Here is a 26,125-nt window from a genome sequence, read left to right as displayed (position 1 = left end):
CTCGTGTAGCTGATTTCTAACTGAGAGAAAAAGTATGGCAATTGCATATCGTAGAGAAATTGACGGACTAAGAGCGATTTCAGTTCTCGCAGTTTTATTTAACCACGCCAAGTTTCCCTATTTTCATGGAGGATTTGTGGGGGTTGATGTTTTTTTTGTGATAAGCGGATTTTTGATCACGTCCATTCTGTATAGAGATGTTTTGAATGGCAGTTATTCTGTTCTGAATTTTTATGAAGCTAGGGCACGAAGAATATTACCATCTCTTTGTTTTGTTTTGTTTTTTAGCTTAATTATTGCATTTTTTTTGTTAGAACCCGATAGAATGTTGGAATTTGTAAATAGTATTATTTTTGTAATGCTGTTTATTGCTAATGTTTTCTTCTACGAAAAAGGGGACTATTTCGGATTTGACTCAGGTGAAAGGCCAATGCTTCATACGTGGAGCTTAGGTGTCGAGGAGCAATTTTATATTGTTTTCCCTATTCTTGTGTATTTTTTGGTTAAGTATCGACCAAGGTTGTTCGTGCCATGTCTCGTGATTGGTTTTTTTGTTAGTCTTGGCTTGGCAGAATGGCTCGTTAGAAGTCATCCTGCAGCTACATTCTATATGCCTATAACAAGGGCGTGGGAGCTACTGGCGGGAGCCTTGGCAGCTGTCTATGTGACACGTGTTGGGTTGCCTAAGCCAAATGACTGGATCGCGTTTCTGGGCCTATGTGCAATTGCTGCAGCGGTCATTTTTTTTGATGAGCATACTCCGAATCCATCTTTATTGACGCTATTGCCAGTCGGGGGAGCTACGCTAGTCATACTGTTCGGCGCGGAAGGTTCTATCGCTTCTCGCGTGTTGGGCATTCGGCCCATGGTATGGGTTGGATTGATTAGTTACAGCGCCTACCTTTGGCACCAGCCAATTTTTGCCTTCTATAGACTCTCGTCGAGCGTTGCTGTTTCGGAGTTTGATTATGTTGTCCTCCTATTGTTGGTGTTCTTTCTTTCTCACCTAACTTGGAAATACGTAGAGACGCCGTTTCGTAAATTACGAAAGGGGGCGAAATCAAACGCGAGCGCCCACATTGAACTACGTCAGAAGCAGGTGTTTTTGATTAGCACTTTTGCGGTATCGGCTATCATTGCTGTAGCTGGGTTTGTAAGACTGACTAACGGCTTGCCGCAGCGTTATCTGACCGAAACGAACGCATTGGCAGGAAAAATAGAGATCAGTCCCTATAGAGAAACCTGTCATTTTTCATCGCTTAGAACCTGGTCTCCAGAGAAAGTTTGCTCTTATTTTGATGAGAAGGCTACTTGGGCAGTATGGGGGGATAGCCATGTGGTTGAGCTTTCATATGCTTTGGCCGAACAATTGAGAGAAAAGGGGGAGGGGGTTAAGCAATATTCGTTTAGTCAGTGTTATCCGTCTCTCAATTACGACAGTCGCAGTGACCATGATTGCGTGAGGTGGAATAACAGAGCCATAGAAGACATTATGGGTAATTTTGATTTGCAGAACGTTGTTGTAGGATACCGTTACGGGCTATATTTCTTTGGTAGTTTGAAGGGGCGTCCTCTTTCTCTGCCAGATGAGCAACCTGACATAATCGTTCCTGGCGGGATAAGTCCGCGTGAGGCTTTGTGGCAGGATTTCGCGCGGACGATTTCCCTTCTGGCGCAAAAAAAGAGAAGAGTTTTTGTAATGCTGCCAATTCCAGAGATTCGTTCAGACATCAGAAATCTTATTTATAAAGAAGTAAATAGTGATTTAATCGAATCAAAAGATAGGAAATTTTACTTCAGTTATATGCATTCATATGGCCTTCTTGGTAGTTCCTATTCCTACTATAAAGAAAGAAATGAATTTGTGCTCAAGAAGTTCCGCGAGACGGTGTGGCCTAGTAATGTTGTTTTGTTTGATCCGACATCTTCATTCTGCGACAGGCAAACATGTTGGGCGATAAGAAATGGCGTCCCGATGTATTTTGACAGTAATCATCCGTCATTGGATGCAGCTCGGACTTTGGCTGAGAAATTGATCGCCATTCCACCGACCGGCAATTAGCAGAGCAAATCTTGGCCTGCATATCTCGCGCGAATTGGCGCGGCGGTTGGACGGCGACCTGACGCTGGAAAGCAGTGTGGGCGAGGGCAGCCGCTTCACTGTGCGCCTGCCCCTTTCGGACGGCGCCGCCGCGGACGACAATTTCATCTGAGACTGCAGGGATAATCACCGATCACAAGATCGGGACGGGAGGAGCGGGGCCTCAGGCGACAAGCCTTCGAGGCCCCCTCTTTATTTGGCTTGCTGTATCCTTAGGGTTGCGCACTTTCTATATTCGCTTTTAGCTGGTGATGGTTGGGCTGCAATAATTTGCGACTGGAGAAAGATCAGATGTGGGGCAAACTTGATAGGCTTATTCAAGGCTATAGGGATACATCTTTGGTCTTCTTGGGTGGATTGGCTGGTACAACATTAGGCGCATTTCCCTTGCTCGTACTTACCAAGGGAGTAGGCCTTGAGGCTGAGGCTGTCTTTGAGGGTTTAGCGACAATGCTGACTGGCTTCGCGGCTGTTGTTGCGGTTGGGTATCAAGTCAATAAATCAATTGAGATGAATAGAAAAAATTTTCAATTTAAAATACTGCACGATCACAGAAAGATATTTGTAAGATTACTCAATAACTATAATGAAGAGGAGGAATCTAGAAGGAGGGCATACGAGGATGGCTCCGTGTGTGACGAAGAGATTAAATTCTATGAGAATGATGAAATGGGAACACTTTTGAGTTTTTCTTCTAAGGTTGGTTTGATCGCTATGGATCTTGGCAATGGCTTCAGGCGGGTGGAGGGGATGGATTTTTCCGACCCAGAAGTTAAGAGCCAAGTATCGGAAGATATAAATTTCATTTTTGGTAAGGGGAAATTGTTCATAGACCTGTTGTACGAGGCAGTATTCAAGAATGAATTGCCAGATTTTGAACAGGTAGATGCAAATCTTCTGTCACAGAGGTTCTAGAGGAGAGAGGCTCACCCATCAGGCAGCAGGTGAGCCTCATATGTTTTTTACTTCCTGATGAAATCCCGCACATCTTTCACGAGCTGCTGGAAGCTCGGCTCGTGGGCATACATCATGTGGCCGGATTCATAATAGGTGAAAGTGACCTTCGCGGTGTCGATACCATTGTCGTTGAAGGTATTCTCGGTCGCAAAGAAGGGGGTTGCGAAGTCGTAATAGCCGTTCGCTACCAGGATCTTGATGCCGCTGTTCTCGCGCTGGGCCTGGCCCACATGCTGGGCGACATTCACGAAACCGCCGTCATAACCGCCATATTCGAGGCCCTTCCAGTTGCGCACGCCGCCGATCACGGTGAACTTGCGCTCGATATCGACCTTCAGGTCATTCTGGAAATAATGCATCGTGCCGGCGTTGTAGGCGGAATCGATGCCATAGAAGGACGGGTCATTGTCGAAATGCTCGCCCGTGCCTTCATAGTCGCGGCCGAGATAGCGGCCATCAAGGCGGCCAACGGTGAGGCCTTCATCGCGGCGCAGTTCCTTCAGATACTTGTAATAGTGAACGCGCAGGTTCGCATTTTTCACATACTGAAGTTTCAGGCCTGTGTAGCCTGCCACCTTCTCGGCAATCTCGTTGAACTTCGCCTTCGGCAGGCGGTTGCCAAGGAGAAGGGCGGTCGCATAGTCGCCAAGCGCGAATTGGCGGACTTCCTCGATATAGCCTTCAAGCGTGCGGCCTTCGTGGCTGACAAGGCCGTGATACCAGGCGGTGGCGGCCATCGTCGGCAGATAGCCGATATAGGCGCGTGTCTGGCCGGGGTCATAGCTGTCCCACGAGAAATCGAGGATCGAGGAAATCAGCGCCACGCCGTTGATGGCGATATCGGTATAGCTGCCCTGAAGTTCATTCAGGAGAGCGGCGGCACGCGTGGTGCCATAGCTTTCGCCCGACAGATATTTGGGGCTGTTCCAGCGATTGTTCTTCTGCAGCCAGATGCGGATGAATTCCGCGACCGACTTGGCGTCTTCCTTCACGCCCCAGAAGTCCTCGCTTTTGCCCTTGCCGATGGCACGCGACCAGCCGGTGCCGACGGGGTCGATGAAGACCATGTCGACCTGATCGAGGATCGAATCCGGGTTGTCGACAAGCTTGAAGGGCGCGGCGCCATCATCCTTGGCGTCCGACGGCACGATGATGCGCTTGGGGCCGTAAAGACCCATATGCAGCCACACGCTCGCCGAGCCTGGGCCGCCGTTGAAGACGAAGAAGACAGGGCGGGAAACAGTATCTTTCACATCGGTGCGGATATAGCTCGTGGAGAAAATGGCAGCGGTCGGCTCGCCGTTTTCATCCTTGAGGTAGGTCTCTCCCGCGACAGCCTTGTAGCTGACGGCGGTGCCGCCGAAGGTGCCCTTGTGGGTCGTCTCGAAGACCTTGGGTTCACCGACGGGCTTTGCAGCCTCTTCTTTCTTGTCGTCGGCAAAAGCCGGCCCGCTCATGACCAGCGCTGCCATCAGCAGCCCGGTCAGGTATTTCATGGGTCTCATGTTAGCCCCCCAATTTGGTTTATGTTGTTGGCTCAGTGTACAAACTGCTCGCCGAAGATACGTTCGGCGAGGTTATGTTCGCTATCGAACAAAAGATTAATCCGGATATCGCGGGCTTCCTCGACCACCACCTTGCGCACATCGCGCACCTCATGCATATCGGCGACCGCGGAAACCGGCCGTTTGCTCGGGTCCATTACCACAAGCTCGACCGACACATTGTGCGGCAGCAATGCCCCGCGCCAGCGACGCGGGCGGAAGGCGGCAAGGGGGGTGAGCGCCATGAGATCAGCGCCGAGCGGAATGATCGGGCCATTGGCGGAAAGATTATAAGCCGTGCTGCCGGCGGGCGTGGCCACGAGGATGCCGTCACCCACCAGTTCGGGGATACGTTCGGTGCCGTCGATGGAAACGCGGATCTTGGCGGCCTGCCGGGTTTCGCGCAGGAGGGATACCTCGTTCACCGCCATATATTCGATCGTTTCGCCGTCGCAGGTGGTGGCGCGCATCCGCAAGGGATGGATCGTGAAGTTGGTGGCCGCCTTGATCCGCTCGATCAGGCCTTCCTCTTCATATTCGTTCATCAGGAAGCCGACGGTACCCTTGTTCATCCCGAAGATGGGCACATTCTGGTTCATATAGGCATGCAGGGTTTGCAGCATGAAGCCATCGCCGCCAAGGGCGACGATCACCTCGGCCTCGCGGGTGCCCACCACAGGATAGTGGCTGCGCAGACGGGCGGCTGCTTTCGCAGCTTCGCCGAACTCGCTGGAAATGATGGCTATTTTCATACTGAGCAATACTCCCTCGGGGCGAGAGTATAGGCGTTCGGGTGAGGAGTTCCAGAAGGAATCGAACGATGGGGCTTCGTCAGCCCTTGTCGTCCAGAAGGCGACCGAGGCCTTCATCGAGCGTTTCGTCGATCGAGCTGAAGACCTTCGCGTTGGCGGCAAAGACATGCTTTTCCGTCTTCAGGTCTACCATATGCTGGATCAGGTCGCCGAAACCGGGGCCGCCTGAAAGCTTGCCGCTGCCGCCGGTGGCGGTAGCCACGGCAGCCGTGTTGGCGCCTTCGGGCAGGTCATCGAGGGAGAAATTGGCCGCCGCCGTTGTGTCGTCAATGATCTTGCGCGCCACATCCGTCGCCCGTTTTTCGGACTGGATGAGGCCATTTGCGGCAATGTTTAGGGCGTCGATCACGGTGGCTTCTCCTCCTTGATTAGCTGACCATAAGGTGAAAGGGTAAAGCTCTGTTTAATGCGTGTGCGCAATTTGAAGGAAGTAAGCGATGCTGATCGATACGGTGATCGATGTGGTCTGCCCCTGGTGCTTCGTCGGCAAACGGGAACTGGACCTCGCGGTCGCTGCGCGGCCGGCGGCGGTCACCGGTGTGCGCTGGCGGCCTTATCAGTTGAGCGCCGAAACGCCAGCCGAAGGCGTGGACCGGGCCACCTATTACGCGCAGAAATTTGGCGACAGCCCGCAGTTCCAACAGGCGCGGAAGCATCTGATCGCGCGGGGTGAGGCGCTGGGCATCGCCTTCGATTTCGAGCGTCCGGCAAGGATCGCCAACACGCTGGACGCCCACCGCCTGATCCGCTGGGCGCTGGCGCCCGGCAAGCAGGACCTTGTCGTCGAGGGGCTGATGCGTGCCTATTTCGAGGAAGGTGCGTTTCTGGGGGACCGCGAGTTGCTCGCCGATATCGCAGAACGGGCAGGGATGGACCACACGCTGGTGACCGATCTGCTGGCGAGTGACGCGGACAAGGACGCCGTTCAGGCGGAAGTGGCTGAGGCGCACCGGATGGGCGTGCAGGGCGTGCCCTTCTTCATTTTCGATGGTCGCTTTGCCGTATCCGGCGCGCAGGACCATGGCGAGCTTGTGAAAGTGATCGACCATGCGCAGGCGACCGCCGCAGCGGGCGCCTGAAAGTTTGAGTGTGCTGGCTTAGTAAGCCGTTGGCGTTTTGGTCCGCAGCGTTACGGCCACAAACATTGCCATCGAGATGAGCACGATGATGGAGCCCACGGCCGTGAGCGGCTCGGCTTCCATATTGCCGCTGAACATGACGAACAGGCCAACAATCATCATCCACAGCCCGATGTTCGACAGCCAGAAATGCATCCGTGCCAGCATCGTGTGGTTGGCAGCGGGATGCAGGCGGTAATAGGCGCCGAAAAGCATCATCGAAACGAACCCGAGAAGGTTCAGGTGGGCATGGGTCGGCATCTGGCTATGGTCGTGGCTTGCCCCCATGTAAACGCCAAGGGCGATACCGATCAGGCCATATAAGGCCCCAAGTTTGAAAAAGCGTGCTGCTAGCATTGATATATCCTCACTGTCGCATAGCGGCCAGCTTGCTGCCGGCCTTGTTGAGGACGCGGAACATATATCAATCCGATGTAATAGAAAAGTGAATTAAGGTTAACGCCGCGCGCGGGCTTCCAGCTCTTTTACAAGGGCATGCACCATCTTCAGTCGCGCGCCGATCTTTGCTTCGGCCGCGAAGTAAATAAGCTTATGATCCGGCCTGAGTTTTGCCCGAATACCGCTGCCCGAGATAAACTCTACAAGGCCCGCGGGATTTTCGAACTTGTCGTTCCGGAAGCCGATGATGACACCCTTGGGGCCGGCTTCCAGCTTGTCGATCCCGGCGCGTTTGGCGTGGCCCTTGATGATCATGATGGCGGTCAACTGCTTCACCGGTGGTGGCAGCGGACCGAAGCGGTCGATCAGTTCGGCGGCGAACCCGTCGATTTCCTCGCGCGTGTCGAGGTCGGCAAGACGGCGGTAAAGCGCCATGCGCTGGTTGAGGTCCGGTACATAGCTTTCCGGGATCATCACGGTGGCCCCCACATTGATGGTGGGGGACCAGTCGGTCTCGGCTTCCTCGAACCCGCCGGCGCGGGCTTCGGCCACGGCTTCCTCGAGCATCTTCTGGTAAAGCTCCACACCCACTTCGCGGATATGGCCGGACTGTTCCTCGCCCAGCAGGTTCCCTGCGCCCCGGATATCCATATCGTGGCTGGCGAGCGTGAAGCCGGCACCGAGCGTATCCAGCGTTTGCAATACTTGCAGGCGCTTGTCGGCATTGTCGCTGATCATCTGGCCGGGCGGGGTGGTGAGGTAGGCGTAAGCCCGCACCTTCGCACGCCCCACGCGGCCACGGAGCTGATACATCTGCGCCAGGCCAAAGCGGTCAGCGCGGTAAAGGATCATCGTGTTGGCGGTCGGGATATCGATACCGGATTCAACGATGGTGGTCGAAAGCAGCACTTCATATTTGCCTTCATAGAAGGCAGTCATGACGTCCTCGAGTTCCGACGCTGCCATCTGGCCGTGGCCGATGGTGAAACGCACTTCGGGCACCTGTTCCTTCAGGAAGTCGGCAGCTTCGGCGATATCGGCGATGCGCGGCACCACGAAGAAGCTCTGGCCGCCCCTGTAATGCTCGCGCAGCAAGGCCTCGCGGATCACCACAGGGTCGAACGGCAGCACGAAGGTGCGCACTGCCAGGCGGTCAACGGGCGGGGTCGCGATGATCGAAAGATCACGGATGCCGCTCATCGCCATCTGCAGGGTACGCGGGATAGGGGTGGCTGTCAGCGTCAGCACATGGACATTGGCCTTCAGGGCTTTCAGGCGTTCCTTGTGGGCCACGCCGAAGTGCTGTTCCTCGTCCACAATCATCAGGCCGAGGTCACGGAAGCCGATCCCCTTGCCGAGAAGGGCATGGGTGCCGATGACGATATCGAGCTTGCCGTCCTTCATCTCGTCCTTGGTGGCGTTTGCTTCCTTGGCGGATACCAGCCGGGAAAGCTGCGCGATGCGCACGGGCAGGCCCTTGAAACGCTCGGTGAAGGTTTGGAAATGCTGGCGGGCAAGAAGGGTGGTGGGGGCGATCACGGCTACCTGATAGCCGGCCATGACGGCAAGGAAAGCCGCCCTGAGCGCCACTTCCGTTTTGCCGAAGCCCACGTCACCACAAATGAGCCGGTCCATCGGTCGGCCGGAGGCGAGGTCGGCCGCCACATCGGCGATCGCACGCAGCTGGTCGTCGGTTTCGGCATAGGGGAAGCGGGCGCAGAATTCCTCATAGGCGCCGTCTGTGGCGGCGATGGCATGGCCTTCCTTGAGTGCGCGGGCGGCGGCGAGCTTGATCAGTTCACCCGCCATCTCGCGGATGCGTTCCTTCATCTTCGCCTTGCGGGCCTGCCATGCCACGCCGCCAAGCTTGTCGAGCTGGGCGCCGGTCTCGTCGCTGCCGTAACGCGACAGGACCTCGATATTCTCGACCGGCACATAAAGCTTGTCGCCGCCATGATAGGTGAGGAGCACGCAGTCATGCGCAGCGCCCGTCACCTCGACGGTCTCCAGCCCTTCGAAGCGCCCGATGCCGTGGCTGGCGTGCACCACGAGATCGCCGGGGCTGAGCGCGGCCGCTTCTGTCAGGAAATTGTCGGCTTTCTTCGAGCGGCGCACCTTGCGCACCAGCCGGTCGCCCAGCACATCCTGCTCGCTGATGATTGCGAGGTCAGCGGTTTCAAACCCGCTCTCGAGTGGCAGCACGGTGATGGCCACCAGCCGCGGGTTGGCGTGACGGATATCGGCCCAGCCTTCGGCAACGCCCACAGGCTTGACGCCGTGATCTTCAAGCACCCCTTTCAGACGTTCAGCCGCGCCTTCCGAGTAGCTTGCGAACACCACGCGTTTGCCAGCGTCGCGCAAGGCATCGACGTGGGTTTTCAGCGCGTCATAGATATTGCCTTCGCGGGCCGCGCGTTCGGGCGCGAAATCGCGGCCCTGTGCTGCCTCGAACGCCACAAGGCCCGGCACCTGTGGCGCCTTGAAGGGGGTCAGGTGCAGGGCACCAAGCGCATCGGTGAGGTCACCCCAGCCATCAGCATCCAGAAACAGGCTTTCTGCCGGCACGGGCTTGTAGGGCGGGATGCGGGTGTCTCTTGTCGCCTTGGCGGTTTCCCACGCTTCCTTGCGGGCCGTGTAATAGTCGGCTACGGCCGTGAAACGCTCGGCGGCGGCTTCGTCGGTCTGGTGATCCAGCGTGACGACGGGGTCGTCGAGATAATCGAAGATGGTCTCCAGCCGGTCATGGAAGAAGGGCAGCCAGTGCTCGGCGCCCTGATAGCGGCGGCCATCAAGCACAGCTTCGTAAAGCGGGTCTTCACCCTTGGCAGGGCCGAAGGTGGACGTGTAGGTGCGCTGGAAGCGACTGATGGCCTCGGGCGTGAAGGCAATCTCGCTGGCTGAAATCAGATGCAGCTTGTCGGCCTTCTGGGTCGTCAGCTGCGTGAAGGGATCGAAGCGACGAATGGCATCCAGTTCGTCCCCGAAGAAATCGAGCCGCACTGGCTCGGCCTCGCCCGAGGGGAAAATATCGACAAGGCCGCCACGCACGGCAAACTCTCCGGCTTCCATCACTTGCCCCGCGCGGCGATAACCGGCGCCGACAAGGAAGGCGATCACATCGTCCATTGAAAGCGTGTCGCCGGGGGCGGCTATCAGGCTGGATGTCGCGACCGCCGATTTCGGCACCACGCGCTGCAGGGCGGCGTTGATGGTGGTGAGGAGAAGGAGCGGTCCTTTGGGCTTGCGCGCGGCCAGTTCGGCGAGCGTCGCCATCCGGTGCGCGACGATCTCGCCCGCCGGGCTCACGCGGTCATAAGGCAGACAGTCCCACGCCGGGAAGGTGATGACCTCGGTTTCGGGCGAGAAGAAGCGGACGGTGGCTTCAAGGGCGGCAAGCCGCGCATCATCCCGCGCCACATGCACAAGCGCCCGTTTATCCTTGCCGTACACGCGCGAGGCCAGTGCCCCGAGCATCATGCCATCGAAGCCCGGCACAACGCCGGACATGCGCGTGACAGGGTCGCCGCTCGTCAGGGCGTCGAGCGCGTGGGAAAAGGGCAGGGCATCGGCGGCGGGGTTCGTCATGGAGGTGGGCTCAGCGTGCCTTCAGCGTCATGAAATCGAGCTTTTTCAGCCGGTCCATCATCTCGCCCTTGAAGTCGTCAGGCTCGGGCGCGCCGCCCGTGACCCATGCGAGGATTTCATGATCCTGTTCCTCGAAGAGGCGTTCGAACCAGGCGCAGTCGTCATCGCTGAAGGTCGCCACATTCGCTTCGACGAAATTGCCGAAGATGAGGTCCAGTTCCTTGATGCCCCGGTGCCACGAACGGAAGACAAGGCGGCGACGCCGGTCTTCAAGGCTCAGGGGGGCATGGGGGTTATAGTCGCTCATCGGAATTCTCTTATCGTTTCGCTCTCTTGGCGGGGCCGCCACCATAGGCTAAGGTCCACCCCCGATAAAGCGAAATTCCGGGGAGACAGGGCCGATGCGGCCGCCAGCCTTGAATGCATTTTTTGCGGATATAGAGGGCCTCTCTGGCATCGGCAAGCGTAACCGCGCGCTTATCGATAAACTTTCCGGCACCCGTATCCGCGACATGCTGTTGCATCTGCCGACCGGCCTGATTGACCGGCGCTACCGGCCGAGCGTGGCGGATGCCGTGCCGGGCAGTATCGCCACCTTGTCGCTTGATATCATCGAACACCGCCCCGCACCTTCGAAACGCGTGCCATACCGAGTGCTCGCGAAAGACGAGACGGGCTTCCTGACCCTCGTTTTCTTCAATCCGCGTGCCGACTGGCTGCGCGCCCAACTGCCGGAGGGTGAAACCCGGCTGATTTCGGGCCGGGTGGAGGAATATCAGGGAGTCAAGCAGATCACCCATCCGGACTATATGGTGAAGCCCGAGGAAGAGGGCAGCTTGCCGCTTCTGGAAACCGTTTATCCGCTCACAGCCGGCCTTTCGGGCAAGGTGATCCGCAAGGCGGTGCTTGATGCCTTGGGGCAAATTCCCGACTTGCCCGAATGGCATGACGCAGGCTTGATGGCACGCGAGGGCTGGCCCGGCTTTAAGGCGGCGCTCACGGACCTGCACTCACCCGAAACCGGGCATGATATCGCGCTTGATAGCCCGGCCAGGCGGCGGCTGGCCTATGACGAGCTGTTGGCAACCCAGCTGGCGCTGGCACTGGTGCGGGAAAAGGTCCGCAAGAAGCGGGGACGGGCAATCGTCGGGAACGGCAAGCTGACGGCACAGATCCGGGCCGCACTCCCCTATGCGCTTACCGGCGATCAGGAAAAGGCGCTTGCCGAGATTACGGCAGACATGGGTGGTGACCGCGCCATGCTGCGCCTTTTGCAGGGTGATGTGGGTAGCGGCAAGACGGTCGTGGCGCTTCTGGCGATGGCGACCGCTGTGGAAGCGGGCACACAGGCAGCCCTTCTGGCGCCGACCGAAATCCTCGCGCGCCAGCACGCGGCAGGGATCGAGAAGCTGGCCGCTGCCGCGGGCCTAAAGGTCGCGCTGCTCACCGGCCGTACCAAGGGCAAGGCGCGCGACGCACTGCTGGCCAGCCTGAAGGCCGGCGAGATCGATATCCTCATCGGCACCCATGCCCTTATTCAGGATGATGTGGCCTACCGCGATCTTGGCCTTGCGATCATCGATGAACAGCATCGCTTCGGGGTGCAGCAGCGGCTGGCGCTGGCCGACAAGGCCGCCCATGGCATCGATGTGCTGGGTATGACGGCGACCCCCATCCCGCGCACGCTGACGCTGACCGCCTACGGCGACATGGATGTGTCGCTGATCCGCGAGAAGCCGCCGGGGCGCACGCCCATTGATACCCGTGTGGTGTCGGAAGACCGGCTATCCGATGTGATCGATGGCCTGCGCCGGGCGATGGCGCAGGGGGCGCGCGCCTATTGGGTTTGCCCCCTCGTGGAGGAATCCGAAAACAGCGATCTGGCGGCCGCCGAGGAACGCTATGGCATGCTTGCTCACGTGTTTGGCGAAAGTGCCGTGGGGCTTGTCCATGGCCGCATGAAGGGGCCGGAGAAAGACGCGGTGATGGAAGCCTTCCAGAAAGGCGATATCCAGCTTCTGGTCGCCACCACCGTGATCGAGGTCGGCGTTGATGTGCCTGAAGCCTCCATCATGGTGATCGAACATGCCGAACGCTTCGGCCTTGCCCAGCTGCACCAGCTGCGTGGCCGGGTGGGGCGCGGGGCTGCCAAGTCAACATGCTTGCTCGTTCGTGCCCAGTCGGTTGGCGAGGTTGCCCGTGCCCGCCTGCAGGTGATGCGCGACACCGACGACGGCTTCCTGATCGCCGAAGAAGACCTGCGCCTTCGGGGCGGCGGCGAAATCCTTGGGCTCAAACAATCGGGCCTGCCGGAATTCCGGCTCGTCGATTTCGCAGCGCACGGCGACATGATCCCGATGGCGAACGACGACGCCCGGCTTTTTGTATCGAAGGACCCGGAACTGAAAACGGAACGCGGTCAGGCGCTCCGTAATCTTCTGTATCTCTTCGAGCGCGACGAGGGCGTGCGCCTGATGCAATCGGGTTAGCCTAGCCGATCGGCTTCTCGTAAATCCGCATCGTCTTGTAATGCACGCAGGCGACTTCGCGCAGCATGTTGTTCATGCCGTCGTTGTCCTCAAGGATCCAGCCAAGCTCGGCAAAGTTGGCGCCGCGCTTGCGCACACCCGGGCGGGTGGCTTCAATCAGCATGATCGGGATGATGCCGCCGACCTTGGATTTCTGCAGCGACTTGCGGATCCCCATCAGCGGCACGCGCACACGCTCGTCCGATTTTTTGCCGAGCATGCGGGCGAGGAGCTTGAAGATGCCGAAGGGGAGGAGCTTGCCTTTCAGGTCACGGATATGGTGGTTCACATCGGGGATCGTCACCATGAAGCCCACGGGTTCGCCGTCATATTCAGCGATCAGGGTGCGGTATGGCTTCACGATGGGCTTCAGCGACGCAGCGGTGTGCGTGGCTTCGGCGTCGGTAAAGGGGGTGAAGCCCCAGTTGTCGGCCCAGGCGTCATTGAAGATATCGAGAATGAGCGCGAGTTCTTCGTCGAACCGCTTCATGTCGATCTCGCGGATCTTGATCTTCTTGTTGCGCTTGCCCATTTCTACGATCCGCCCGATCCGCTCTTCGGGTTCGTCGCGGATATCGAGATACCATGCAAGCAGGTCCTTGGCTTTTTCAAAGCCGAGCTTCTTCAGCCAGCCGTCATATTCGGGGCGGCCGTGCGGCATCATCACCACGGGCGGCGTATCGAAACCATCGACAAGCATGCCGCATTCCTGATTGGCGGACAGCGACCATGGCCCCTGGATGCGGGTCATGCCTTTGGCTTTCAGCCAGTCGGCTGCGGTTTTGAAAAGCGCTTCGGCCGCCTCGAAATCGGTCGCTTCAAAAAGCCCGAAATGGCCGAGGCCTGGCCCCCACTTTTCTTGCAGATTGGGGTCAACCTGTGCGGAGATGCGGCCAACAGCCACGCCGTCGCGCTCGGCGATCCAGTATTCGCCTTCCGCATGCAGAAAGAAGGGGTTCTTGTCTTTCGAAAGGCTTTCCATCCGTTCCAGCATCAGGGGCTGGATGAATACCGGATCGTCCTTGTAGACGGTTTCGGTGACGCGGATGAATGTCCTGAGGTCGGCCTTTGTAACAACAGGCCGGATAATGAGTTCGCTCACGGTATGCTTCCCCGTACTGGTAACGCCAAAGGCGGCTTATTCAGCCGCCTTCGTTTCGTCCGCACCGGTTTTGTAGCTTTCGCGCTTCTCGCGCGGGCGGCGATCATCGACGCCGCCGGACAGGTTCGCGACCCACGGGTAAGTCGCCGCCACTTCCTCGGTATAGCCGAGGTTGAAGACGGTGGCGCTTTTCACGGGGCGATCCTTGCGCAGGTAATAGGTGCCGAAGAGCTTGTCCCAGAAGAAGCTGGTGATGCCATAATTGCCATCTTCATCATGGAAGTGGTGCATCATGTGCTGTTCCTTCATGTGCTTCAGGAACGCATTCTTGGGCTTGTAGTTCAGATGCTGGATGCAGTGGCAGAATTCGTAGAAGCAGGTCCACAGCACACCGGCTGCGAAGCCTGCACCGGCACCGCCGATGCCATCGAGATAATAGCCCGCCGGGATGGTGACGATGCCGATGGCCGGCAGCGTGGTGTAAAGCGCGCCGAACAGCACCTCCAGATGGTGCGGATCCTGATGGTGATCATAATGGATCCGCTTCCACAGGGGCGCGGTCAGCGGGTTCTTGTAAAGCCACTGCCCATGCAGGATCCAGCGGTGGGTGATGTACCACGACAGCGGATAGAGCGCGATGGCGATGGCTGCCGCCGCGAGGCCCGCGAGCAGGCTGGTGCCATAGGTGAAGGCGACATAAAGGCTGACAGCCGCCAGCACCAGATACACCTGCACGGCATAATAGCCGAAGAACGCGACCACAAGTTCCTTGATGGTCATCTTGTCGAGATAATGGCTCTTTTGCTTCAGGAAGCTGAACCGCATCGCTTGCACTCCGCAATCATTTTCGCTGTCTATCGGCGCTCATACTAGCCGCGAGTGCCGCATCGCAACATCATTTTCTGATACGCGGCACTGTGCCGCACTCAGATATCAGGCCCGTCCGTACCGCAGGATGCGTCCAAAGCGCCCGAGGGCCAGCGCATCTTCCGGGCCGATCCCGTATCGCACCAGAATCAGGAGCGACACCATAAAGCCAAACACGGCAGAAACAAGGCCGAAGGGCGGGCCGAAGGTGTTTAGCGCGTCACCGAGGCCGAAAAGCAACGCCCCGAGAAGGATGCCAAGCGCAAGTGGCCGCATCATCAGGCGGGTATAGGGATTGAGGCGGAAAAGGACCTGCGTCTGCACAAGGCCGAGGATGGCGGTCGTATTCATACCGAAGGCAGCGGCCCAGGCGGCCCCCGTAACCCCTTGTTCCGGAATGAGGGCAAAGCCAAGAACAAGCAGGACGGCGAGCCCGGCAATGCCATTAAGAAGCGGCAGGCTGCGGTGCCCGAGCATTTCAACGATGGCAGACGAGGGACCGGTGGCCGCCTCAACGATACGCGCGACGCACAGGATCACAATTGCGCTACCGGCCACCTGAAACTCGGGCGTGAGGGCCGCGAGAAGGTCGTGCCGCGCCGCCATCAGCGAAACCCCGAAGGGCAGGGCAAGGGCGAGGGAGATGCGGGTGGCAAAGGCATACATGTCACCAAGCGCCGTGCGGTCGCCTTGCCCGTCACGCTCTGCGGCAAGTGGCGCCATCACATATTCAAAGGTCAGGCGCACGAGCTGCAGGGCGCTTGCCACCTTGCGGGCCACGGCATAATAGCCACCGGCGGCCGCGCCTGCGGCTCCGGGCAGCAGTAGGTTCAGATACATGACCGGGAATTCGCTGAAAAGCTTCTTCACAAGGTTCGCGGGCATCACGGTGCGGCCATAGCGGCGCATCGCCTGCACCTGCAGCCCGCGCATCGGGGCCGCCATGACCGCGCGAAAGTTATAGTGTTTGGCGACAAGCCGCAGCGCGAGGATCGCGGCAAGCATGACGCTGACGAGGTGGGCAGCAAAAAGCCCGAAGGTGTTGAAGCCAAGCCCCGCAAACGCCAGCGCAGCGACGAGCCGAAGACCCTGCTCATAAAAGATGCGCACACGGATTTCCGGCCCGAAGGTGCGCCGCGCCCGGATGGCGGCGGTGGCAACCTCTACAATCGTCCAGAAAGGCAGCACCCATGCATATAGCTGGATCACCTGCACCAGATGTTCGGCGTCCCCGTCACCTGCATTGATGAAGCGGCCGAGGAAGGGGGCTGCGAGCGTAAGGGCAAGCGCCATCAGGCTTGATGCGATCAGGCTGAGCTTCAGGGCGTAGCCGGCGGCATGATCTGCGGCCTCTCCCTCTGCACGCGGCACAAAGCGTTGCAAGGCTGTTGTCATCGCGATGTCGCTGACGGCCGTCAGGACTTTCACATAGCTCCAAAGAACTGCGAAAAGACCGTAGGTGACCGCACCGTAAGCCCAGGTGAAGAAGATGACAGAAACAACTTCGATAAGTGCGCCAAGGCGTCCGACCAGTGCCAGTCCCGCGCCGGAAGCGACGCGGGCCCTTTGGTTTTCCTCGTTCTGGACACCCGGCAATTGAGGGTCGCTCACGCGGAGGCCTCTTTGCGGCGCGGCAGCTTGTGGCCCTCTTCAGTGTGGAAGATCACGGCATAGCCGACGACAAGGAACAGGAGGAAGGGGGCGAAGGAGGCAAGGAGCGGCGGTGCCACCCCGAACTCGCCCATCGCCAGCATGAAATTGTCGGCAACGAAGAAGCTGAAACCGAGTGCCATGCCCATCACCAGCCGCATGAACAGGTTTCCGGCGCGGTGCACCCCGAAGGCGGCAACGGCGGCCAGAAGCGGCATCAGGAGGCTCGAGGCCGGGGCAGCAATCTTGTGCAGAAGGCTCGTCATCAGTCGTTCGGTCGGCAGGCCTTCGGCCCTCAGTTCATCGATCGAATGCCACAGCGATAGCAGCGATTCATGCTTCGGCTTCACCGTCAGCGCCATGAAACGCTGCGGACGGGTAGGGATGGTCCATTCCTCGACCGGCGTGACCGAAAGCTCGTGCGAGCCCGCATCGAAGCGCCGGACCTCATGGAGGGTCCATTTGCCGTCCTGATGCCAGGCGAAGTCGGCCCGAGCGATGGATTTGAGGCGGCCCGATCCGTCGCGTTCAAAGAGGTTCACCTTGTCGAGCACCACCCGGTTCTGCACCTGGCTGACGGCTTCCACCAGAATGATCGTGTCGCCTTCCTTCACCCACACGCGGCCGGTGTTGGCCGTCTTGGGGGGCAGGTCGATCGCGTAGCCATGTTCGGCCCAGTAATCGAGCTGGTCGGTGGCGTCCACCACAACGGTTTCGTTGAAGGTGAAGTGCACGGCCGCAATGAAGAAGGAGGCATAGCCGACAGGCAGGAGGATGCGGTGGGCCGAGAGCCCGGCAGCCTTCATCACGATCACCTCGCTATGCTGGTTAAGCGTGGCGAGGGTGAGAAGGGTGGCGAGAAGCGCCACGAAGGGCACAAACTGGCTGATAATCTGCGGCAGCCGCAGCCCCACATAGGTGATGAGTGAGGCAGACGTTGCGCCATCGGCGGCCATGATCTCGTCCGACTGGGCGAGAAGGTCCAGAAGCTGCAATACCGCGCAAAGGCCGATGAGGATGCCGAAGAAACGACCGAGGTGCATCCGGATCATGTAGCGCGCCAATGTGCCCGAAGGGATCAGGGGGCGCAGGAACGTCATGGCCATCAGTCTTTCACTCCGATCAGTCGGCGGGTGGTGCGGATCAGCGGTGTCTTGATACTGCTCCATATGCCATTGATCCATGCAAGCGGATCACCGCCTACCTTATAGGCGGCAACGCGGAAGAGGTACAGGCTGAGTATCGTGAAACCGGCAAACAGCAGCCATATGGTGGCAAAGGGCGAGTGGCCGCCGATGACCAGCGTTTCCATCGCTTCCATCAGCTCGTTATAGACGATGACGAGCGTGAGGCCGACAACGAAGCCGGTAGCTTTGGTGGCGCGCTTGTTCGTGACGCCCATCGGCACGGCCAGAAGCGGCAGCACAAGGAAAGTCAGGCTGTGCATCAGGCGCCAGTGGAAATTGGCTTCCATGCGCTGACGGCTCTCGGGCGGCAGGCTGCTGTCATGCTGGTGCCGGTAGAGTTCCGGCAATGTCATTTCGAGTTCCTCGCCGAACCTGTCGCGGAAGCTGGAGCCCGTGGGCAGACGGAAGGTTAGGTCCTGCTGATCGAACGACAGGACACGCGGCTTCATCTGGCTTTCATTGAGGTCAATGAGCATGCCGTCATAAAGCCTGAGCATCACGGTCTGTTCGTCGCTGGTGGCGAAGAAGCCGCCACGGTCGGCTGAAACCGCAATACTGCCGCGGCTGTCGCGCCGCTCCACGAAGATACCGCGGAGGTCGCTGCCCTGATTGTGGGATTCCTCGATCCTGAGCACCGTATCGTCTCCGATCTCGACAAATTCGCCGACCCGGATCGAGGCACCAAGGGCGCCGGAGCGCAGGTCATAGACAAGGCCCCTGTAAGCGTAGCGGCTGTGCGGCTGAACCCAGCCAACGAGCGCCACATTCACCGCCATCAGGAGAAGCGACAGCATCAGCACAGGGCGCAGCAAACGGCCAAGCCCGACACCGGAGGTTTGCAGGGAATCAAGTTCACTTGAAAGTGAAAGGTTCCTGAAGGCGACAAGGATGCCGAGGAAAAGCCCGATGGGAAGCGCGAGGCCCATATAGTGCGGTGTCAGGTTCGCCAGCATCTCGAACACCACGCCCACGGGGCCGCCTTCGTTCACCACGAAATCGAAAAGCCGCAGCATGCGCTCGAGGATAAGGAGGAGGGCCGCAATGCCGAGCGTGGTCATGAGCGGGGTCATGACAAGGCGCAGGACATAGCGGTCGATAAGGGTCAGCATCCGTCCGCGCTACACGGGCCCGGGCGCCGATGCAAGCCAATTTGTGTTGAAAAATCGTTTGCTCGGCGACGCTTGTGCTGCTCTACCTTATTTTTGCCACCTTGGACGGCGATGCCTATCGGGACAAGAATAGAAAAAAGACCCGACGGCGAAGATAGAGGAGATGTCTTTTGAAGCGCATTACGCTTCCTTTCCTGCTTGCTCTGACAATGGTTTCGGCCCCGGTCCTGGCCGAAGAAAAGTCTTCGGCTGACTGCGAAGTGCCGGCCGGCGGTGCCGTTGTGCGCGCTGAAATCCACAATATCCGCTCGGCGGAGGGCAACCTGCGTGCCCAGATTTACAGCAACGACAAGGCGGAGTTCCTGAAGAAGGGCAAAAAGCTTGTGCGCATCGAGGTGCCGGCGTTGGAAGATGACGCCAGCATGTGCGTGCCGCTACCGGCGCCCGGTCGCTATGCGCTTGTGATCCTGCATGACCGCAATGCGAACGGAAAATCCGATTTCTTCTCGGAAGGCTTCGGTTTTTCCAACAATCCCAAGCTTGGATTGTCTGCACCTGACCACGAAGATGTCGTTTTTGACGCACCCCCCGGAGAAACGTTGGTTTCCATCGATCTTCAATATATGTTCGGGAAGGACAAGGAACAGACCGACAAACGGCGCAAGCTCCGGCGTAGCTGACCGACGATGCTTGCAGCCCGGCCGTTGAAACGGTAAGAAGACGCCGGTCAGCAAGCAGGGATTGGAACGCGCACCGATGCAGCACGAGCGGCATATCGTGGAAGAAGGCAGGTCGGGTATTTTGCTCGTCGGCATCCTGTCAAACCCGCGTAGTTCCACCAACGCCGAGGGTATGACCCGCATCCGCGCCATTGTGGATGCCACCCCGCATGTGATCCATTTCGAACTTGATGGCATCGAATCCATCGATGAAGGCCTTGCGCTGTTCGCCCGTGCAGGCGTCGGCCTCTTGGTCATCAACGGCGGTGACGGCACAATCGGGGCTGTGCTTGCAGCCCTTCTCTATCGTAACCCCTTCAAATCGACCCCACCGGTTTCCTTCCTGCCGGGCGGCAAGACGAACATGACGGCGGCAGACCTTGGCGCCAAAGGGCGACCGGATGCGGTCCTCAAAAAATTGCTGCGCCTCGCCGCCTTCGGCAAGGTGGACGACAATCTGACGAGCCGCCAGCTGATCGAGCTGGACCTGGGCGATGGCTCGCACCCCAAGGTGGGTACCTTCTTCGGCACGGCCGGCATCGTGAAGGGCATCTTCTGGTGTCGCGAGAATGCCTATAGCCTTGGCCTGCCCAACTGGATGGCGCACCTGTGGTCGGCTTTCAAGCTGATCTCCTCCGCCGCCGGGCTTGGCAAGGATCGCAACCTGATGGCGTCTGAACCCATGCAGCTTGATGTGCGAGGGCGGGTAACGCTGACCGGGCGTTTTGCCATCGTGACAGCCACGACACTCGACCGGCTTCTGTTCGGCCTTAGGCCCTATGCCGAGGACGGCCTTGGCGGGCTGCGTTTCGCGGCTGTTGAATTTGGCGGCGCCAACGTGTGGCGCGGCATGCGCGACCTGCTGACCGGCGTGTTCGGCCGCCGCCCGGCCGAGGGCGTGCATACCTATTGCGGCGACGAAATCCTCATCGAAGGCAGCGACCCGATGACGCTGGACGGTGAAATCTATACCCCGATCCCGGGCCGCCCTGTGACGCTCCGGGGCGACAAGTGCCTCACCTTCGTCCGGCTCTGACACGCGGCCTGAAAGCATGAGCAAGGCACAGCAAGCCCGCGCGGCCGCCCGCGATTTCATCCTTCAGGAATGGCAGCGCCCCGCGGCGGATGCAGCCGTTGAAGCCGCCCGCCGGATCGCAGCCCTTTATGGCGACGCTGCTCTCGGCACGCTTTTCTATGGCTCCTGCCTGCGCACGGGGGAAATCGAGGACAAAATCCTCGATTTCTATGTGATCGTCAGTGACTATGCTGCAGCCTATGAAGGGCGCTTCCTGGCCGTCGCCAACAAGCTGATCCCGCCGAACGTATTCTATCATGAGTTCGACCATGGCGGCATGGTCGTGCGGTCCAAATATGCGGTCCTGTCGCTCGCTGACCTTGAGTATCGCACCCATGCCGACTGTTTGAATGTCTCGGTGTGGGCGCGCTTCTCTCAACCCACACTGCTGCTTTCGGCAAAAGATGGTGCCGCGCGCGACCGGATTGCGGCTGCTATCGCAGAAGCTGGCGTGACCATGCTTGAAGCTGCGAAGCCCCTCACGGCAAGTATCGAGCCGCGCGACTGGTGGGTAGCAGCCTTTGAAGCCACCTATGCCGCCGAGCTGCGGTCTGAAAAGCCCGGCAAGGGGCTGGAGCTTTACCTGCTCGATCAGGACCGCTACGACCGGTTTGCGCCCTATCTGGCGGCAGTGATTGCGGCGGACAATAAGGCGATGCCACGCTCGCCCGGCTTCCTTTGGGCGCGACGGCGCTGGAACGGCAAGGTGGTCAGCTTTCTGCGGCTCCTGAAGGCGTCCATGACCTTCGATGGCGGCATCGATTATCTTGCCTGGAAGATCCGCCGTCACTCGGGTGTGGAGATCGAGGTGACCGACTGGATGCGCCGCCACCCGGTGCTGGCCGGCATCTCGCTTTTCTGGAGCCTCAGGAAAAGGGGCGCCTTCAAATAGGCAAAGAAAAAGGGCCGCAGCAATGCGGCCCTTTCTGTATCGGATGTTCGCCGGATCAGGCAGCCTTGACGTTCAGGCCAAGTTCTTCCGCTGTTGCGATGAAGCGGCGGGTGATCTCGTCGATCTGTTCGGTCGTATGCTGCGCACAAACGCTGACCCGCATCAGGTTGTAGCCCGCCGGCGTGGCAGGCGGCAGGGCCATGTTCACGTAAACGCCGTTCAGCAGCAGCTTTTCCCAGAATTTGGTGGCGATCAGCGGGTCCGGCAGGCAGACGGCGATGATCGGGCTCGAAGCCGTTTCGGTCGCGAGGGTAAAGCCGGCAGCCTTCAGGCCCGCGTGCAGGCGGCGGGCATTTTCCCACAGATGGGCGCGGCGATTCCCGCTGCGCTCCAGCGCCTTGATCGAGGCCGTTGCCGATGCCACCACGCTCGGCGGCAGGCTGGCCGTGAACATATAGGGGCGGCACACAAGGCGCAGTACATCGAATTTCGGATGGTTCGAAACGCAGTAACCGCCAACCGTGCCCACCGATTTCGAGAAGGTGCCGACGATGAAATCGGCCAGATGCTCGACACCCAGTTCCTCGCAAAGGCCGCGGCCTTTTTCACCGCAGAAGCCCATCGAGTGGGCTTCGTCCACGAGCGTAGTGCAGCCGTATTTCTTGGCGGTTTCCAGCAGTTCTTTCAGCGGAGCAGCATCGCCCAGCATCGAATAGAGGCTTTCAACGACAACCAGCTTGCCAGCCTCCGCCGGAAGGCGCTTCAGGCGCTTTTCCATGCTTTCGATGTCATTGTGCTTGAAACGCACGATGGTGGCATTGCCCATGGCGCAGCCGTCATAGATCGAGGCATGGCTGTCGGCATCGATGATCACATAATCATCTACACCGCCAAGGGTGGAGATCATGCCAAGGTTGGCCTGATAGCCGGTAGAGAAGACCATGCAATGGTCCATGCCATAGAAGTCGGCGATGGTTTTCTCGAGGCCTTTATGGCCCGAATAGGTGCCGTTGAGGACGCGGCTGCCGGTTGTTCCGGTGCCGTAATTGTCCAGGGCTTCCTTGGCGGCGGCAATCGCTTCCTCGTTGAAGGTCATGCCCATGTAATTGTTGGTGCCGGCAAGGATGGTCTCGCGGCCCTCAATGATTGCAACGGTCTCGGAGAGAACCTTGTCCATCACCACTTTGAAGGGGTCGGCCTTCTCGAACGGCAGGCTGGATTTCTGGGCGATCAGCGCGTCGAATTTGTCAAACAGGTCCATCGTCTGTACTCGGGCAAAAGGGCTCAGTCGTTGTCGGCAACGATGCGGTCGACGGCGGCGGCTACCTGCTCGATGGTCTCGAGCTCGGGCAGCAGATTGAGCGGCAGGATGATGTCGAACGCGTCTTCGATTTCAGCCACCAGATCCATCACGGTGAGGCTGTCGAGATCAAGGTCCGTTGCGAAGGTTGTGTCCGCTTGAAGTTCAATGCCCTTCTTGTTGAAGGGAGCGACCAGTTCGAAAATACGGTCGAGGGTCTGGGCGTTTGCCATAGATTAAATCCGCCTCTTGGTTGGGGCCGGGTGCCCGCAAAAACGGGCCGCGGGCAGGGTGACGCGGAACCTATCACAAAAAGCGGTTCAGGCGATACCATTCAATTGTGTTTTTTAGGCCCGATTTCAGGTCGTAAACGGGGCTCCAGCCGGGGATGGACGGGCGCCTTGCCCCGCGCACCAGCCAGTCAGGGTGAGTGATGAGCCGCGCCTTGTCGAGATTGAGCGTCAGCGGCTTGCCGATCACGCGGCCGACAAGGCTGCCGACAGCACCGGCAAGCAGCACGGCGGGGCGCGGAATGGCGAGCACGCGGGGCATCTTTTCGTCGTCGCCGAGCGCCTTGGCGATATCGTCGATCCGGTAGCCGCCGTCGCGGCCGTCGTCCACTTCCACAAGTTGGCCGCCGAAACCGCCCTTGAGCATGGCGACGATGGCATCCGCCATATCGGCCCCGTGGATCATCGAGAAGCGATTATCGCGCGATCCGCCGTTGGGCAGGATCCCGAACCGGGTCGCCTTCAGAAGCTTCAGGATTTCCATGTCGCCGGGGCCATAGATGGCGGGCGGGCGGACGATGGTCCAGCGGAACGGCCAGGGACGCGCCGAAACGGCAAGCTCGGCAGCGGCTTTCGATGCCCCATAATGGGTGAGGCGGGGCTCGCGCGCCGACAGGCTGGAGACAAGGAAGAAGCGCTTCACATCTTCGTCCGCCGCCGCTTTCAGCATGGCAAGGGTGCCGTTCAGGTTGACATCGAAATAATCATCGCGGCTGAGCGCCTTGACGAGGCCAGCGGCATGGATGACGGCCTCGGCGCCTTCGCAAAGGCTTTCGAGCGCGTCTTCATCGTCAAGGTCGCCCTTGACCCAGTCAAGGCCGGTGCGGATGTCGGTCGGTGTGCGCCGGATAAGGGCGCGCACGCGGTATCCCGCGCGCAGCAGGCTGTCGATCAGATGACCGCCGAGAAAACCGGTCGCCCCGGTCAGGGCGACAACGGGTGCCGTCGCCACAGGGTCAGTCATATCAGCTCGCGAGGGCCTGCAGGCGGCCCGACAGATACTGGTTGCGGGCCTTGGAGCGGCTGAGCTTGCCCGAAGAGGTGCGCGGCAGGGCGCGCGGGCCGACAAGCTCGATCAGGCAATTGATGCCGGTGGTTTTCTGGACATGCTTTTTCAGCATATCGGCGAAACGGGCACGGTCAGCGGGGTCTGACTGGCGGCACTGGGCAAGGATCATCGGCACTTCTTCGGCATTTTCGCCGGGGACCGAGATGGCGGCAATGTCGCCGGCTTTCACGCCGGGCAGCTGCTCTGCTGCCCATTCGATATCCTGCGGCCAGTGGTTACGGCCGTTGACAATGATCATGTCCTTGGCGCGGCCGACGATATAAAGGCATTCCTTTTTCATGTAGCCCATGTCGCCGGTATCGAGCCAGCCGTCTTCCGACAGCACGTCGCGGGTGGTTTCGGGATCGTTGAAATATTCCCGCATCACCGAGGTGCCGCGCACGAACACACGGCCAACATGGCCTTCGCCAAGGGCTGCGTCGTCTTCGTCGCGGATTTCGATTTCATATTCAGGCAGGGGCTTGCCGCAGTTTACGACTTCGCGCTTGCGGTCGTTATCCTTGGAATTGGTGACGAGGAGGTGGCGGTCGCCGCCCAGAAGGGCTTCCTCGACGAGATCGATCTCGATCCCTTTGCCCACTTCGCCGAAGCTGACACCGAGGGTGCATTCGGCAAGGCCATAGCTCGGCAGGAAAATCGTTTTCCGGACACCAATCGACCGGAAGGTCTCATGGAAGTCGCGCATCACGTCGGGGCGGATCATGTCGCCGCCGATACCGGCAACGCGCCAGCTCGAGAGGTCGAGGCCTTCAAGGGCGCTGGCGCGCATGGCAGCGCGGCGCGAGCAGACATCGAAGCCGAAGGTCGGGCTGTAGGAGATGGTGCCTTTGTTGTTCGACAGGACGCGCAGCCAGGTCAGCGGGCGGCGGGCAAATTCCTCGGTCGGGATAAAGTCCACCGATACCTGGCAGGTGAGGGTGGTGAGAAGTGTGCCGACAAGGCCCATGTCATGGTAGAAGGGCAGCCACGAAACGCAGCGGTCGTCGTCCTGCAGCTTCACGCCGTGGAAGCCCATGCCGAAGGTGTTGGCAAGGAGCGACCGGTGGGTGACGGCCACACCGTGCGGGAAGCGGGTGCTGCCAGAAGAATATTGCAGATAGGCGAGATCGTCGGCGGTCGGCAGGCGGTGGTCGGCATCGGCATCTGCCGCTGCATAATCGGCGCAGGAACCCTTGAAACGCAGGCTCATGCCTTCGGTGGCTTCGGCGATGATCCCGGCCATGAAGTCAGGCGCCATGATGGCCGAGGCATCGCAGCTTTGCATCTGTCCCTGCAACTGGCTGACATAGCCTTCCTTGCCACCGAACGAGGTCGGCAGGGGCAGGGGCACGGGCAGGACGCTTGCATATTGGCAGCCGACGAAAAAGGCCACGAAGTTGGCACTCGTTTCGGCAATGAGGGCAATGCGGTCGCCGGGTTCGAAGCCGAGGCCGGTCAACCTGCGGCCGATCAGCCGTGCGCGGTCGCGGATTTCGGTCCAGGTAACCGACTCTACAAGATCACCCCGTGCATCAAAAAAATTGGCGCCCCGAATACCCTGCGCCGCATATTCCATTGCGTCGACAAGAGTATCGAAGTCCGCAAAGCGCCGCGGCAGGGTGGGGTCAAGGGTAGGCGTTACTGAAGTCATAGCGCTCGCTTCAACCAAATAGATCCAGACAAACGGACCGGTACCAAATAACATACGAGGGTCGTTCCGATTCGCCGTCGGTCCCGTCCCTGGAACTGATATTTTGCTTGCAAACCCGAAAGAAAATCCTTGATTCGCCCGGGTCCCATTTTATTCATTTCAGGCAGTTAGTTTTGTCCCGAATGTTACGG

General features: G+C 59.2%; 23 protein-coding genes. 8 read left to right on the top strand and 15 right to left on the bottom strand.

Annotated elements, in window-relative coordinates:
• Positions 1-34: 34 nt before the first annotated feature.
• From OU694_RS06885 to OU694_RS06880, 3 genes are all read left to right on the top strand, one after another.
• Entirely contained in the window at positions 35-2,062 is a 2,028-nt protein-coding gene (locus OU694_RS06885; protein WP_308910237.1) for an acyltransferase family protein, read from the top strand.
• 46 nt (positions 2,063-2,108) lie between these two features.
• Positions 2,109-2,213, top strand: a complete 105-nt coding sequence (locus tag OU694_RS16385; protein WP_373460217.1) for an ATP-binding protein — start codon at positions 2,109-2,111, stop codon at positions 2,211-2,213.
• 179 nt (positions 2,214-2,392) lie between these two features.
• Positions 2,393-3,016 (top strand): hypothetical protein, encoded by a 624-nt coding sequence (locus OU694_RS06880; RefSeq protein WP_308910236.1) that lies wholly within the window; start codon positions 2,393-2,395, stop codon positions 3,014-3,016.
• 47 nt (positions 3,017-3,063) lie between these two features.
• Here the strand turns inward: OU694_RS06880 and OU694_RS06875 are convergent, their stop codons facing one another.
• The 3 genes from OU694_RS06875 to OU694_RS06865 form a co-directional block, all read right to left on the bottom strand.
• Complete coding sequence (locus OU694_RS06875; RefSeq protein ID WP_308910235.1) at positions 3,064-4,563, bottom strand: S10 family peptidase; 1,500 nt, start codon at positions 4,561-4,563, stop codon at positions 3,064-3,066.
• A 32-nt stretch (positions 4,564-4,595) separates the two neighbouring features.
• Positions 4,596-5,354 carry an NAD kinase gene (locus OU694_RS06870; protein ID WP_308910234.1) on the bottom strand — a complete coding sequence of 253 codons (759 nt, stop codon included), beginning with the start codon at positions 5,352-5,354 and terminating at the stop codon, positions 4,596-4,598.
• Between the two features lie 79 nt (positions 5,355-5,433).
• Positions 5,434-5,763, bottom strand: coding sequence for a hypothetical protein (locus tag OU694_RS06865; RefSeq protein ID WP_289502746.1), 330 nt, complete (start codon positions 5,761-5,763; stop codon positions 5,434-5,436).
• A gap of 88 nt (positions 5,764-5,851) precedes the next feature.
• Between OU694_RS06865 and OU694_RS06860 the strand changes: the two genes are divergently transcribed.
• Positions 5,852-6,493, top strand: a complete 642-nt coding sequence (locus tag OU694_RS06860) for a DsbA family oxidoreductase (RefSeq protein ID WP_308910233.1) — start codon at positions 5,852-5,854, stop codon at positions 6,491-6,493.
• A gap of 18 nt (positions 6,494-6,511) precedes the next feature.
• Here OU694_RS06860 and OU694_RS06855 read toward each other — a convergent pair whose 3' ends face one another.
• From OU694_RS06855 to OU694_RS06845, 3 genes are all read right to left on the bottom strand, one after another.
• Positions 6,512-6,889, bottom strand: a complete 378-nt coding sequence (locus OU694_RS06855; RefSeq protein ID WP_308910232.1) for a hypothetical protein — start codon at positions 6,887-6,889, stop codon at positions 6,512-6,514.
• Positions 6,890-6,988: 99 nt separating this feature from the next.
• On the bottom strand, positions 6,989-10,516 hold the full coding sequence (gene mfd, locus OU694_RS06850) for a transcription-repair coupling factor (RefSeq protein ID WP_308910231.1): 3,528 nt from the start codon (positions 10,514-10,516) through the stop codon (positions 6,989-6,991).
• Positions 10,517-10,526: 10 nt separating this feature from the next.
• Complete coding sequence (locus OU694_RS06845) at positions 10,527-10,823, bottom strand: succinate dehydrogenase assembly factor 2 (protein ID WP_308910230.1); 297 nt, start codon at positions 10,821-10,823, stop codon at positions 10,527-10,529.
• A 94-nt stretch (positions 10,824-10,917) separates the two neighbouring features.
• Here OU694_RS06845 and recG point away from each other — a divergent pair, with 94 nt between their 5' ends.
• Positions 10,918-13,005: an ATP-dependent DNA helicase RecG gene (gene recG, locus OU694_RS06840; RefSeq protein WP_308910229.1), complete on the top strand. Its 2,088-nt coding sequence runs from the start codon at positions 10,918-10,920 to the stop codon at positions 13,003-13,005.
• Position 13,006: 1 nt separating this feature from the next.
• Here the strand turns inward: recG and OU694_RS06835 are convergent, their stop codons facing one another.
• From OU694_RS06835 to OU694_RS06815, 5 genes are all read right to left on the bottom strand, one after another.
• Entirely contained in the window at positions 13,007-14,146 is a 1,140-nt protein-coding gene (locus tag OU694_RS06835) for a GNAT family N-acetyltransferase (protein WP_308910228.1), read from the bottom strand.
• A gap of 36 nt (positions 14,147-14,182) precedes the next feature.
• Positions 14,183-14,971 (bottom strand): sterol desaturase family protein, encoded by a 789-nt coding sequence (locus OU694_RS06830; protein ID WP_308910227.1) that lies wholly within the window; start codon positions 14,969-14,971, stop codon positions 14,183-14,185.
• 108 nt (positions 14,972-15,079) lie between these two features.
• Complete coding sequence (locus tag OU694_RS06825; protein WP_308910226.1) at positions 15,080-16,624, bottom strand: oligosaccharide flippase family protein; 1,545 nt, start codon at positions 16,622-16,624, stop codon at positions 15,080-15,082.
• A complete protein-coding gene (lptG, locus tag OU694_RS06820) occupies positions 16,621-17,769 on the bottom strand; it encodes an LPS export ABC transporter permease LptG (protein ID WP_308910225.1) in 1,149 nt (382 codons plus the stop codon). The genes OU694_RS06825 and lptG overlap by 4 nt, the downstream gene beginning before the upstream one ends.
• On the bottom strand, positions 17,769-18,959 hold the full coding sequence (locus OU694_RS06815; RefSeq protein WP_308910224.1) for an LptF/LptG family permease: 1,191 nt from the start codon (positions 18,957-18,959) through the stop codon (positions 17,769-17,771). Before OU694_RS06815 ends, lptG begins: the two co-directional genes overlap by 1 nt.
• A gap of 170 nt (positions 18,960-19,129) precedes the next feature.
• Between OU694_RS06815 and OU694_RS06810 the strand changes: the two genes are divergently transcribed.
• From OU694_RS06810 to OU694_RS06800, 3 genes are all read left to right on the top strand, one after another.
• Positions 19,130-19,639 (top strand): DUF2141 domain-containing protein, encoded by a 510-nt coding sequence (locus tag OU694_RS06810; RefSeq protein WP_308910223.1) that lies wholly within the window; start codon positions 19,130-19,132, stop codon positions 19,637-19,639.
• Positions 19,640-19,715: 76 nt separating this feature from the next.
• Positions 19,716-20,714, top strand: coding sequence for a diacylglycerol/lipid kinase family protein (locus tag OU694_RS06805; RefSeq protein WP_308910222.1), 999 nt, complete (start codon positions 19,716-19,718; stop codon positions 20,712-20,714).
• Positions 20,715-20,730: 16 nt separating this feature from the next.
• Positions 20,731-21,645 (top strand): hypothetical protein, encoded by a 915-nt coding sequence (locus tag OU694_RS06800; protein WP_308910221.1) that lies wholly within the window; start codon positions 20,731-20,733, stop codon positions 21,643-21,645.
• 55 nt (positions 21,646-21,700) lie between these two features.
• Here OU694_RS06800 and spt read toward each other — a convergent pair whose 3' ends face one another.
• The 4 genes from spt to OU694_RS06780 form a co-directional block, all read right to left on the bottom strand.
• Positions 21,701-22,906, bottom strand: coding sequence for a serine palmitoyltransferase (spt, locus tag OU694_RS06795; RefSeq protein WP_308910220.1), 1,206 nt, complete (start codon positions 22,904-22,906; stop codon positions 21,701-21,703).
• A gap of 23 nt (positions 22,907-22,929) precedes the next feature.
• On the bottom strand, positions 22,930-23,178 hold the full coding sequence (locus OU694_RS06790; protein WP_308910219.1) for an acyl carrier protein: 249 nt from the start codon (positions 23,176-23,178) through the stop codon (positions 22,930-22,932).
• A 73-nt stretch (positions 23,179-23,251) separates the two neighbouring features.
• The gene (locus OU694_RS06785) at positions 23,252-24,199 is read right to left on the bottom strand and encodes an NAD-dependent epimerase/dehydratase family protein (RefSeq protein WP_308910218.1); all 948 of its coding nucleotides are present in this window, start codon (positions 24,197-24,199) and stop codon (positions 23,252-23,254) included.
• Between the two features lies 1 nt (position 24,200).
• The gene (locus tag OU694_RS06780) at positions 24,201-25,934 is read right to left on the bottom strand and encodes a fatty acyl-AMP ligase (protein ID WP_308910217.1); all 1,734 of its coding nucleotides are present in this window, start codon (positions 25,932-25,934) and stop codon (positions 24,201-24,203) included.
• Positions 25,935-26,125: the final 191 nt, after the last annotated feature.

It is taken from the genome of Pseudokordiimonas caeni (assembly GCF_026719705.1).
GTDB classification, from domain to species: Bacteria; Pseudomonadota; Alphaproteobacteria; order Sphingomonadales; family Kordiimonadaceae; genus Gimibacter; species Gimibacter caeni.
The sequence above is the reverse complement of the archived record's forward strand: the minus strand, read 5'-3'. Positions and strand labels throughout refer to the sequence as shown.